Source organism: Allobosea sp. BE125 (assembly GCF_031456075.1).
Taxonomy (GTDB): domain Bacteria; phylum Pseudomonadota; class Alphaproteobacteria; order Rhizobiales; family Beijerinckiaceae; genus Allobosea.
This window is the reverse complement of the sequence record NZ_JAVDTY010000008.1, coordinates 248,500-260,380: the sequence shown is the minus strand read 5'-3', so window position 1 is coordinate 260,380 and position 11,881 is coordinate 248,500. Positions and strand designations below refer to the sequence as shown.

The following is an 11,881-nucleotide window of genomic DNA, read 5'->3' as shown; positions in this document are numbered from 1 at the left end:
GGGCCGCGGGTGACGACAGGAGTTGACGATGGGCCTCAGCACTTCCCTGAACACCGCGGTCGCTGGCCTCAACGCCACGCAGATCGGCATCGGCGTCGTTTCGCAGAACGTCTCCAATGCCGGTACGGCGGGCTATGTCCGCCGTCAGGTCTCGACCACGGACACGCTGGGCGGCAACACTGTCAGCACCGGCAGCACTGCAGTTCAGCGCCTGCTCGATGTCATCGTCCAGCGTCAGCTCTGGCAGGCGAACTCCGGCGCCGCCTATACCTCGACGCGCTCAAATGCGCTGTCGAACCTCGACCAGCTCTTCGGTGCGCCAGGCAGCACGACGGCGCTGGATTCGATCTACAGCAATTTCACCAGCTCGTTGCAGGCCCTGCAGAACGATCCGTCGTCCTACAGCTTGCGCACCAGCGTTCTGGACTCCGCCTCGCAGCTCGCCGGCCAATTGAACACGCTGTCCGACGGCGTGCAGAATCTGCGGACGCAGGCCGAGGCCGGGATCGCCGACGGCGTCACCAAGGTCAACGCGCTGCTGAATTCGCTGACCTCGATCAATGCCAGCATCGTCGGCAAGCCGAATGATACGGGTACGGCCGATCTCAAGGACCAGCGCGACCGGGTTGTCGCCGAGCTTTCTCAGTATGTGGACATCAGGACCAACGAGGACGCGCAAGGTTCGCTGAGCATCACGACGAGCTCGGGCACGCAGCTCTTCGATGGCCGACCCACCGCGACCTTTTCCTTCGATGAGCACCAGGGACTGAGCGCGGGATCGCAGTGGAGCGCGGACCCGACGAAGCGCGGTGTCGGCACCATCACGATGACCGACAGCTCCGGCAACAGCCGGGATGCAATCGCCAATGGCACGTTCCGCTCCGGCGCGATCGCGGCCAATATCGAATTGCGCGACAAGACGCTGGTCCAGGCGCAAGCGCAGCTCGACGAGATCGCCGCGCAGATGTCGAGCGCGCTGTCGGACCGCGAGGTCAAGGGCACGGCCGCGACATCGGGCGCCGCGACCGGCTTCGATGTCGACCTCACCGGGTTGCAGTCGGGCAATACGGTTACCCTCGACTATCAGGTCACGCCGGGCGGGACGACGCAGCGCTTCACCTTCGTGCGGGTCGACTCGGCCGCTTCGCTGCCCCTGCCGGCTTCCGCCAGCGGCGATGCCAACAACCGCGTCGTCGGCATCGATTTCTCCGGCGGCACCGCCTCCGTCGCGGCCCAGATCCAGGCCGCCGTCGGCACGAACTTCACGGTTTCGGGCTCAGGCTCGACGCTCACCATCCTCGATGACGGTGCGGCCGGCACGCGCGACGTCCTCGGCGTGACCGCGCGGCCGACCAATTCGGTGCTGTCCTCGGCGGGCGGCGCGGCGGAGCTGCCCTTCTTCGTCGATGGCGCGCGCGGCAACGCCGCTTATACCGGCTCCTATGACAACGGCTCCCAGCTCGTCGGCTATGCCGGCAGGATCATCGTCAATCCCGCGCTGATCGCCGACCGGTCCAAGCTGGTCACCTATGACACCACGACCGCGGCCGGCGACACGACGCGGCCGCAGCTCATGCTGCAGCGACTGACGCAGAGCCAGCGCGCTTTCACCAATGCGACGGGCTTCGATGGCTCGACCGCGACCAGCAGCCAGACCATCTCCTCCTTCGTCCAGCGCGTGGTCAGCTCCACCGGCCAGGCGGCGGACACCGCCAAGCGCCTCGACCAGGGGCAGCAGGTGGCGCTGGCTTCGGTGCAGAGCCGCTTCCAGGCCACCTCCCAGGTCAGTGTCGACCAGGAGATGTCGACGCTGATCGAACTCCAGACCGCTTACGCCGCCAATGCGCGCATCATCTCGACCATCAAGGAGATGATGGACGTTCTGCTGAGAGTGTAAGGAGGCAACCGATGACCATCAGCTCATATGGCACAGGCGCCTATCGCTCGGCCAAGCCGAACGAATTCGTCGCGACCCGCAACCAGTTCGACGATCTGCAGCGCCAGCTCTCGACGCAGAAGCGCAGTGAGACCTATGGCGATCTCGGCATCGCGCGCGGCACCAGCCTCGATCTTAACGCCAAGATCTCGACCATCGATTCCTGGCTCTCGGGGATCCAGCTCGCCGACGTCAATCTCAACCTCCAGACCCAGGCCGTCCAGAATTTCGCGACGCTGACCAACGAGACCAAGAACGATGTGCGCTCGAACAGCTATGTCGCCAGCGCCAGCGGCCGTTCGGCGCCGCAGCTTCTCGCCGAGGAAAAGTTCAAACAGACGCTCGATCTGCTCAACAGCAATGTGAACGGGCGCTACCTGTTCTCCGGCCGGACCTCGGACGTTCAGCCGACGGTGAGCTATTCCGAGATGATGGATGGCGACGGGGCAGGGCGCGCCGGGCTGAAGCAGCTGGTCTCGGAGCGCAAGGCGGCCGATCTCGGCACCACGGGGCTCGGACGCCTGACGGCGGCGGGTGCGGGTACAACGGCGACGATCGCCGAGGAGATTCCGGCCCAGCCCTATGGCTTCAAGCTCACCGGCGCCTCGACGGATTCGGCAGCGCTGGTGCCGACTTATACGGCCGGCCCGCCGGCTGATATCGGCGTCAATGTCGTCGGCCAACCTCTGCCGGGCGAGAGCCTGCATATCAAGCTCAACCTGCCTGACGGCACGCAGCAGGATGTGGTCCTGACGGCGCGAGCTACGGGAACGACCGGCAACGCCAATGACAGCTTCGAGATCGGCGTTGACGCCAATGCGACCGCAGTCAATCTGCGCGCCTCGATCAGCGCCGCGCTGGGCACGCAAGCTGCGACGACGCTGTCGGCGGCCTCCACCATGGTCGCGGCCAAGAACTTCTTCGATGGCAGCGTCAGCAACCCGCCTTTGCGCGTGCCGGGCCCACCCTTCAACACCGCGACCGGCGCTCCGGCGCCCGGGACCGCGGCCAACACCGTGATCTGGTATCAGGGCGACGACGGCACGGACCCCGCTCGCAGCACCGCGACGGTGCAGGTCGACAAGAACCAGGTCGTGGGCACCGGCGCGCGTGCCAATGAGGAGGCCTTCCGTGTCGGCCTCGCCCAGTTCGCCGCACTCGCGATCGAGACCTTTCCCGCGACCGACACCAATTCGCAGGCGCGCTATGACGCGCTGACCGAACGGGCGAGCAACAATCTCGGTTTTGGTGGCAGCGTGCAGAAGCCGGCCGAGATCATCACCGAACTGGGCACGGCGCAAAGTTCGCTGGCGGCGGCGAAGGAGCGCAACGAGAGCACGAAGAACTATCTCACGACGGCGGTCTCGGGCGTCGAGAACGTTACGACCGAAGAGGTCGCCACGCAGATCCTGGCGCTGCAGAACCAGTTGCAGGCAAGCTATCAGGTGACCTCGATCCTGTCGAAGCTCTCGCTGACGAATTACCTCTGACGTAGAGAGTATCGTCTACGCGCTGAACCACGCCGTCATTCTCGGTTTGTGCCCTGAGAATTTCATGACGAGAGCGCTCTGGTTTACGAGATGGTCGGGTCAAGCCCCCGCGAGCGCCCGATCGAAAAAGCTCCGTTCATTCAAAGCTTTCCAGCTAGCGGTCACAGAGGAGACAAGCGCGGGAACCCCTCTCCCGGATGGGAGAGGGGCAGGGGTGAGGGTGCGCCCTTTCAGTAGAAGGCGCTGCGGCGCGGTCGCGCCTCAACAATCAGCGGCAGGCTCTCATCCCTGCCCTTCTCCCACACGGGAGAAGGGTTCCCCGCACCCTTCATCCGGCACTTCGCTTCATCTCGCCCGGATGAGGAGCGCTGCACATGATCCGCTCAGGGCCCTCCCAACCGGCACCCGTGGGTCAAGCCCGACCATGATGTGCTGTGGATTCCGGGTCTCTGCTCCGCCCAGGATGACGCTGAGTTTCCGAGCCCGAACAGCATGCTCCAGCGAGCCGTGGCGCCAAATGAAACAGGCGTCGCCTTTGTGGGCGACGCCTATTTTGTTGTCTGCGATGGGGCGAAGACCTGGGGAGCCGCCTCAGCGGCCGCGCAGGCCCGCGGCGATGTCGCGATTAATGTTGATCAGCACGCCGAGTGCTTCTGGAGCAGGTTGGGCGGCGATGCGGAAGGTCTGGTTGAAGATGAAATTCGCCAGGCCGAGGATGTTGCGCTTGATCTCAACCGGAAGTGGATTGTCTTCCGCGATTATGGCCGAGACCAGCAGTGTCCAGAGCTTGCGATTGTAATGCAGTGCTTCGTCGAGATCACGCGCGCGCTCGGTCCAGTCATCGGCGATCGACTGGAGGCGCGTGGCGGCCTTGATCAGCAGGGAGGCTTCGAGTTCGCGAGGAGAGACGGTGGCTTGGGCCGTCTTGGCGGCGGAGGCGTACGCGTTAAACCCGTGTTGCATTCTCGATGAGTTCCGCTTCGTAGGCGATCAGCTTTTTCGCTGCCTTCAGGGCTTTGTACAGATCGCCACTTAAGATGCGGTTATTGATCTCATGAATATGCGACAGAGAACTTGGCGCGGCCTGGACGAAATCGCGCACCAGCTCGAAATAGATGTCGTGCTCGAGCGTCGGATCCTGCGCGAGGTACATGAGCTGGATGGCGAGGTAGATCTTCTTGGCCGGCGTATCGGCACTGGCCGCGGTGAGGATATCCTTCTCGCGCAGGATCGGCGCGTCGCCATCGATGAAGAAGCGCGTGCGCTGCTCATCGTTGCGGATCACCACCTGGCCGATGATGATGCGCTCATTGGGCTTGAGTTCGACCTTGAGGGCCATAGCTGTCCTGCCGTCTGGCTGCGGGAAGGGCGGTCGGGCTGCCGGGCTCTTACTGGAAGAGCCGCAGCACGCCCTGGTCGGCCTGGTTGGCGAGCGAGAGCGCCGTCTGCGAGAGCTGCTGGCGCGTGTTGAGCGCAAGCAGGCTGGCGCCTTCCGCGTTCGAGTCGGCCGAGACAAGGTTGTCGGCGCCGGTCGTCAGCGTGTTGGCCAGGTTCTTGGTGAAGTCCTGCCGGGTCTGGACGACCGAGAGGCTCGAGCCGAGCGTCGAGGAGGTCGAGCGCAGGGAGGTCAGGGCGCCGGTCAGGATGTCCGACATGTTGTTGAGGGCGTTGTCGTCCTGGATGTTGAACTGGCCGGTCACGGTCGTGCCGCTGACGGCCTGCAGGATACCGAGATTGGCGGCGGTGATGGTTTCGCCCTGGACGTCGAGCTTGGCCTGGTTGCTGCCGGTCTTCTCATTGAAGATGATCGAGAGCTTGTCACCGGAGAGCAGGTTCTTGCCGTTGAACCCGGCATCCTTTGCCAATTGGTCGATCTGTTTGGTCAGGTCGTTGAACTGGTTGATCAGGTTGGTGCGGACGGTGGAGTTGCCCGCGCTCGCCGCGATACCGGTGTTCGCTGTCGTCAGGGGCAGGCCGAGCACGGTGTTCTGGCTCAGGGTGTCGCTCTGCGAATTGGCGAGAGCTGTGGCGGCAGTCGCATTGGCGGCAATACCGATCTGCAACGTGCCCGAGCCGGTGCCCGTGACGTTGAGCTTGCCGCTGCTATCGACCGAGGCGTTGGCGATGCCGGAGCGGTTGATCTCGTTGACGACGTCGCGAACCGTCGAGGTTGCCGTAAGGGTCGTCGAGACGAAAGTGGTGTTGCCGGCCTTGATCGACAGGGTGATGTTGCCGGCGCTCAGACCGAGCGACGCATCCGTGGTGACGCCGGTCGTCGAATTATAGCTTGCAGGAGCCTCTGTTCCGCCGAGCGTGGTGTCGAGCGCCAAATCCTTCGCGCTCTTGTTGCCAGTATAGATACCGCCGCCGATCTTGCCGAGGAGGGTCGCCGGAGGCGTTCCGCCGCTGCTTGTGCCGCCGATAGCGCTCGGCCGGTTGGCCGCCGCGTCTGCCTGCGCCTGCTTGATGGTCGATTGCAGCGACGAAACCAGCTTGCTGATCGCATCGATGCCCTGGGAGGCCGCCGTGATGGTCTGGATGCCGTTCGAGATGCCGTCCAGCAGGCCGGTCAGCGCGTTCGAGCGGTCGTTCAGGCCCAGCGAGGTGAAGTAATTGACCGGGTTGTCGATGGCCGAATTGACCTTCTTGCCCGTGGAGAGCCGGTTCTGGATCACGGACTGCTGGTCGCGGGTCTGCTGGAGAGTCAGAAGATTCTGCCTGACGCCACTGGTGAGAATCGGATTGGCCATCGTTCGGTCCCCTACAGCGCGATTCAGCGCTTGCGCGGTTTGCTCTGGACCGAAAATGCTTTGTTAAGGATAATAAAACGTTAATAGCGCGGTGTTTCCCGGCGTTTCTCGTCGGCTTTTGCGGGAGCCCCCATTTCGGGCGTGCCAATGGAAAAGGCGGCGGAGCTTTCGCTCCGCCGCCTCTTGTCTTCGGCCCACATTCTGTGGGCAAGCCCGCTTCTGCGGACGAAGGATCAGAACAGACGCAGGATCGCCTGGTCGGCTTGGTTCGAGAGCGACAGAGCCGTCTGGGACAGCTGCTGGCGGGTCTGCAAAGCAAGCAGGTTGGCGGCTTCCTGGTTGGTGTCGGCTGTGACGAGGTTGTCGGCGCCGGCAGTCAGGGTGTTCGACAGGTTCTTGGTGAAGTCCTGGCGGGTCTGCACCGTCGACAGGCTGGCGCCCAGCGACGAGGAGGTCGAACGCAGCGTGGTCAGCACGTTCGTCAGGGTGTCCGCGGCGTTCGAAAGCGAGGTATCGTTCTGGATGTCGAAGCTGGTCGTCGTGTCAGACGAGCCAGCCTGAAGGATACCCAGGTTCGCGGAGGTGACAGTCGAGCCCTGCACGTCGAGCTTCGACTGGTTCGAGCCGGTCTTTTCGTTGAAGACGATCGACAGCTTGTCGCCGGTCAGCAGGTTCTTGCCGTTGAAGCCGGAGTCTTTGGCCAGCTGGTCGATCTGCTTGGTCAGATCGTTGAACTGGTTGACCAGGTTCGAGCGGACCGCCGAATTGGTAGTCGCGGTGACGCCGGTTGTGGCGAAGGCCGCGGTCAGGCCGATCTTGGCGTTGTCGTTCGTTGCAGTGAGCGAAGCCGCGACCGCGGTGGCGCTATCGACGGCGCTTGAGGCGAGGCCGACCTTGAGCGTGTCGGAGCCCGAACCGGTGACGGCCAAGTGACCACCGTCATCGATCGTCGCCGTGGCGATGCCCGACTTGTTGATCTCGTTGACGAGATCGCGAACCGTAGACGTGCCGGTCAGGGAGGTCGACGTGAACGTCGTATTGCCCGCGCTGATCGTCAATGCGACGTTCGCTGCAAGGCCGAGCGCGCCGTCAGCGCTCGCGGTAGCGAGTGCTTCAGTGCCACCGAGTTTGGTGTCGAGAGCAACGTCCTTGGCCGATTTTGTTCCAACGGCGCCGCCGCCGATCTTGCCGCTGACCGTGGCCGTCGTGGAACTCGTAGCGCCGGTCTGCGTCGGACGGTTGGCGGCAGCATCGGCCTGAGCCTGCTTGATGGTCGACTGCAACGACGACACCAGCTTGTTGATGGCGTCGATGCCCTGCGAAGCGGCGGTGATCGTCTGAATGCCGTTCGAGATGCCGTCGAGGTTCTTCGTCAGCTGCGAAGCGCGGTCGTTCAGGCCGGCAGCGGTGAAGAAGTTGACCGGATCGTCAACGGCAGAATTGACCTTTTTGCCGGTGGAGAGGCGGTACTGCGCCTGGCCGGCGCTGGACTGGACCGAGGAGAGCGAGCCGAGTGCGGCGCGAACGCCAGAGGAGAGCGAGATGGTGGACATGTGACTAATACCCTTCTGGGATGATGCCTTCTGGCGTCGCGATCATTCTGGCCGCGACACCGGGACACTCATCCGCCAGCTCGTAACAAGCGGTAAATTTCTGCCGTCAAATTGTGCAGGAACGCGCTCAAGGCTGGGCGTGGTTAACTAGATGTCAATTCCGTTCGGACGTGAACCTCGGTCCGCGGACAGGCCCAAACGAAAACCGCCCGCGTGGAGGCGGGCGGTTCAAACGGGGCTCGTTCCTGGCGGTCTGGTCAGGCGGTGCGTTCGACGGAGTGCGCCGCGGTCTCGCTGGCCTCGCGGGCAAGCTCGGCGAGCTGGCGGTTATAGATGCGCAATTTCAGCGTCGCCTCGTCTGGCACCTGCTCCGTCGTCTCGCCCGTCTGCATGTCCTTCCTCTGCAGAACGAGGCTGCGCGTCAGCGGCTCGATATAGAGGCGGCTCTCGACCACGTCGCGCGGGGCCTGCTCGCTTTGGCGGTTGGCGGCGCTGCGGTCGGGGCTCGTCTGAGCCTTGCGATCCTGCGTGCGGATTTCGATCCGGACGGCTTCGCCCGCCGACTGGACCGTCTGCTCTGGCGGCAGCTCGACCGTGACGCTGCCTTTGGCCGCGACGACGTCGGAGCGCGGAATGATGTTGACGCCGGCTACTCCCGTTACCCTCGGTGCGTTGCCAAGATCCATAGCTTCACTCCTTCTGGAGCCTATCACGGCGCCGATGCGCCGCGTCCCGTAGCAAGGTCGACGCAGGACATGCCGCGCCAGCTGCGCAATATTGCAGCTAAGCTTGAATTTGACGTTAGGGAATTAGGTAAATATTGATGGTTTACGTGGCAGCCGCTTCAGAGGCGCCGCGAAACCACCAAAGGCCCGGAGTTGGGGCGCGCGAAGACTCCGGCGCCGACCGTGGAGGCCGGGCCGTAGCCGGCGGCGCGGGTGGGCTTGCCGGCATCGCTCGCGAGATCGCGGACGATCGATTCCGAGACCGCACGGGCCGTGGCCAGGACGAGCTGATTGATGTCGATCAGCGCCTGGAAACCGACATGGGCGAGCTTGAGCCGCGTGACCTGGTCGGGTGCGAACCGCGCGAGCGCGACCGCATTGAGCTTCACCTGCTCGACGCCGCGCATATAGATGCCGGCGAGCTCGGCCTTGCGCGGCTCGCGCGTCATCGCCTCGGACAGGCGCCCGGCGCGGACGAGCTCGGTCTCCTCGCCGACGATATGGGACAAGGCGCTGAGCGCCTCGAGCACCGCCTCGATCAGCGCGCGGGCTTCGAGGGGGCTCGCGATGCGCGGGCGCTCGTCGAGGATGCGCTTAGCCACCGACATGCGTCGCTCCGCTGCTCTGCTCCTGGACCTTGAGCAGGTCGCGCATGATCTGGTCGGACAGGCCGACGCCGCCGGCCTTCTGCAGCTGCTTGGCGTATTGCTGGCTCAGCATCGACTTGTAGATGCCGCCGCCGGTGCCGTTCTCGCCCAGCGGCCCCTCGGTGCCCTCGGGGGTGGCGAGGAGGCGCTCGGTGGTCTGTTCGAGGAAGACCGTCTCGAAGTCGTCGGCCTGCTTCTTGGCTTTGGCCTTGGCGGGATCAAGCGCGTTCTTGACGCTGCCGAGAACGCTGCCGGCCGTGTTCAGCGCCAGCTTGGCGGCGGGGATTGCAAGAGCAGCAGTCATCACATCACCTCGATTTCTGCCTGGAGGGCGCCGGCCGTCTTGATGGCCTGGAGAATGGAGATCAGGTCGCGCGGGCCGATGCCGAGCGCATTGAGGCCGTCGACGAGCTCGGCCAGCGTCACGCTCTCACGGACGAGCGCCAGCTTGTTGCCGCCTTCGGTATCAACCTTGACGTTGGACCGCGGCACCACCGTGGTCTCGCCGCGGCTGAGCGGGGCGGGCTGGCTGACCTGCGGCGCCTCGCTGATCGTGACCGTCAGGTTGCCCTGCGCCACGGCGACGGTGGAGACGCGGACATCCTTGCCCATCACGATGATGCCGGAGCGCTCGTCGATGACGATGCGGGCAAGCTGGTCGGGCTCGATCTTGAGCTGCTCGATGTCGGTGAGCATCCGGATCATGTTGCCTTGGAAGCGCGGCGGGATCTGGAGCACGATGGTCGAGGGATCGGTGGGCTCGGCCGCATCGCCGCCGAGGAAGTCGTTGATGGCGGCCGCCACCCGGCGCGCCGTCGTCAGATCGGGATTGCGCAGCGAGAGCCGGAGCGTCTTCAGCTTGTTCAGCGCGAAGTCGATTTCGCGCTCGACGAGACCGCCATTGGCGATGCGCCCGACGGTCGGCACGCCGCGGGTGATCTTGCTGGCCTCGCCCTCGGCCGAGAAACCGGCGATCGCGACCGGCCCCTGCGAGACCGCATAGACCTCGCCATCGGCGCCGAGCAGCGGCGTTGCCAGCAGCGTGCCGCCCTGCAGCGACTTGGCGTCGCCCAGCGCGGAGACCGTGATGTCGAGCCGCGTGCCTTGCGTGGCGAAGGGCGGCAGGTTGGCGGTCACCATCACGGCGGCGACGTTGGCGGTGCGCATATTGGCGCCGCGCGTATTGACGCCGAGCCGCTCCAGCATCGCGGTGAGCGACTGCTTGGTGAAGGGGGCGTTGTTCAGCGTGTCGCCGGTGCCGTTGAGGCCGACGACGATGCCGTAGCCCAGGATCTGGTTGGTGCGGACGCCCTCGACCGAGGCGAGGTCCTTGATGCGGGAGAGCGCCTGGGCCGGCCCGGCCGCAATGACGAGGCCGAGCGCGAGCAGGGCCGCGACGGGTGTCAGCAGGGTGTGGAGGGCTGGCAGGCGAAACATGAATGCACCGGCAAGAGGGCAGGGATAGCGCTGATGCCCTTGCGATCCCCATGCCAGTTGGGTCCAAATCGAAAGCCTTTGTTTATCAATGTTTTGGGAATTGGTGGCATGGTCGGGGTCGGCGCATCCTTGCCGCCTTTCCTGCCGGCCCGGCAGTTTCTGCCGGGTGGTTTACTGGTTGTTAACCACGCAACGCCCTAGTCTCCTGGTACCAATTCGCGAGGCCGCCATGATCCGGATCGACCAGCGCGCGCCCGTCACCAATGCCGGCTCGGCCAATACTGCCCGGCGCAGCGGGGGGACGGCGTTCACGCTTCCAACCAAGGAAACCGCGACCACGGCGCGCGGACAGGCTGTGAGCTCGACCAGCGGGCTCGAGACCCTCATCGCCGTACAGGCCTATGAAGAGCCCCTGGAACGCAAGAAGCGCCAGGCCAAGCGCGGGCATGACCTGCTCGACGGGCTCGACAAGCTGAAGGCGGCGCTGCTCTCGGGCCGCGTCCAGATTTCCGAGCTCGAGAATCTGAAGACGACGCTTTCACTGCGGCGCGAGATGACCGACGACCCGCGCCTCGACGACGTGCTGGCGCATATCGAATTGCGGGCGGCGGTGGAGCTGGCCAAGCTCGGACGCTGATCTCCGTCACGCTCGGGCTTGACCGGAGCATCTCGTGACAAGAAGGCTGTGCAGCCCTTTCCGGCAGGAGGTTCTCGGGGCTGCGCCCGAGAATGACGCTGGTCAGCAGCGTGCCCTTCAGCGGATGAACTGATCCGCGTAATCCGCTCCAAGCCCGTTGCCCGCATAATGCGCCCGGCACTTGTCGAGGCGGGTGAAGACGTCGTCATAGCCGAGGCATTTGCCGTCGGGATCGACATAGATCATCGCCCCATTGACCTGGAACATGGTGATCATCTCCTCCGTCTCGGGGTCGACCACCAGCGTGTGGGTCTCGCCCGGCGCCTCATAGACATAGGCGCCTTCGGTCGCGACCCAGTCATGTTCGAGATAGCGCCACTGGCCCTTCAGCACATAGCCATGCACCGGCTGGGGATGGCGGTGGCGCGAGAGCACGCCGGAGCGGCGCACGCGCAGCAGGTTCATCCAATAGCCGCGCGTGACCGAGAGGCAGAGCGGCCGGAACCAGACATTATCGTCGACCGGCACCCAGACGCGTTCGTCGCTGGGAATGACGTTCGGCACGATCAGTTCGGGCGGGGAGTCCTTCGGCTGGGGATGGCGATAGGGCGTCCAGCGCTCGGCATCCGAGGCGATGACGGGGATGGGGCTGACCTTGTTCATGGCGTCTCTCCGGTTCTGACATCCTGATTCAAGTCGTTGCCGA

General features: G+C 64.6%; 12 protein-coding genes. 3 read left to right on the top strand and 9 right to left on the bottom strand.

The genetic code is table 11. The features are described 5' to 3' along the window. Positions 1-28: 28 nt before the first annotated feature. Positions 29-1,897: a flagellar hook-associated protein FlgK gene (flgK, locus tag J2Y55_RS19265; protein WP_310156838.1), complete on the top strand. Its 1,869-nt coding sequence runs from the start codon at positions 29-31 to the stop codon at positions 1,895-1,897. 11 nt (positions 1,898-1,908) lie between these two features. Then, the gene (locus J2Y55_RS19260) at positions 1,909-3,426 is read left to right on the top strand and encodes a flagellin (protein ID WP_310156837.1); all 1,518 of its coding nucleotides are present in this window, start codon (positions 1,909-1,911) and stop codon (positions 3,424-3,426) included. Between the two features lie 591 nt (positions 3,427-4,017). Here J2Y55_RS19260 and flaF read toward each other — a convergent pair. The 8 genes from flaF to J2Y55_RS19220 form a co-directional block, all read right to left on the bottom strand. Further along, positions 4,018-4,389: a flagellar biosynthesis regulator FlaF gene (flaF, locus tag J2Y55_RS19255; RefSeq protein ID WP_310156834.1), complete on the bottom strand. Its 372-nt coding sequence runs from the start codon at positions 4,387-4,389 to the stop codon at positions 4,018-4,020. Then, the gene (gene flbT / locus J2Y55_RS19250; protein ID WP_310156832.1) at positions 4,373-4,765 is read right to left on the bottom strand and encodes a flagellar biosynthesis repressor FlbT; all 393 of its coding nucleotides are present in this window, start codon (positions 4,763-4,765) and stop codon (positions 4,373-4,375) included. The genes flaF and flbT overlap by 17 nt, the downstream gene beginning before the upstream one ends. 49 nt (positions 4,766-4,814) lie before the next feature. After that, the gene (locus J2Y55_RS19245; protein WP_310156831.1) at positions 4,815-6,176 is read right to left on the bottom strand and encodes a flagellin N-terminal helical domain-containing protein; all 1,362 of its coding nucleotides are present in this window, start codon (positions 6,174-6,176) and stop codon (positions 4,815-4,817) included. Between the two features lie 233 nt (positions 6,177-6,409). Then, entirely contained in the window at positions 6,410-7,729 is a 1,320-nt protein-coding gene (locus J2Y55_RS19240; RefSeq protein WP_310156829.1) for a flagellin N-terminal helical domain-containing protein, read from the bottom strand. Positions 7,730-7,986: 257 nt separating this feature from the next. After that, positions 7,987-8,415, bottom strand: coding sequence for a hypothetical protein (locus J2Y55_RS19235; RefSeq protein WP_310156827.1), 429 nt, complete (start codon positions 8,413-8,415; stop codon positions 7,987-7,989). A gap of 158 nt (positions 8,416-8,573) precedes the next feature. Continuing rightward, entirely contained in the window at positions 8,574-9,062 is a 489-nt protein-coding gene (locus J2Y55_RS19230) for a hypothetical protein (RefSeq protein WP_310156824.1), read from the bottom strand. Continuing rightward, complete coding sequence (locus J2Y55_RS19225; RefSeq protein ID WP_310156822.1) at positions 9,049-9,405, bottom strand: rod-binding protein; 357 nt, start codon at positions 9,403-9,405, stop codon at positions 9,049-9,051. The genes J2Y55_RS19230 and J2Y55_RS19225 overlap by 14 nt, the downstream gene beginning before the upstream one ends. Further along, complete coding sequence (locus tag J2Y55_RS19220; protein WP_310156820.1) at positions 9,405-10,538, bottom strand: flagellar basal body P-ring protein FlgI; 1,134 nt, start codon at positions 10,536-10,538, stop codon at positions 9,405-9,407. Before J2Y55_RS19220 ends, J2Y55_RS19225 begins: the two co-directional genes overlap by 1 nt. A 229-nt stretch (positions 10,539-10,767) precedes the next feature. On the opposite strand from J2Y55_RS19220, the gene J2Y55_RS19215 reads away from it, so the two are divergent. Beyond that, positions 10,768-11,175 carry a flagellar assembly protein FliX gene (locus tag J2Y55_RS19215; RefSeq protein ID WP_310156818.1) on the top strand — a complete coding sequence of 136 codons (408 nt, stop codon included), beginning with the start codon at positions 10,768-10,770 and terminating at the stop codon, positions 11,173-11,175. A 117-nt stretch (positions 11,176-11,292) separates the two neighbouring features. Here J2Y55_RS19215 and J2Y55_RS19210 read toward each other — a convergent pair whose 3' ends face one another. Continuing rightward, entirely contained in the window at positions 11,293-11,838 is a 546-nt protein-coding gene (locus J2Y55_RS19210; protein ID WP_103717170.1) for a 2,4'-dihydroxyacetophenone dioxygenase family protein, read from the bottom strand. Positions 11,839-11,881 lie beyond the last annotated feature (43 nt).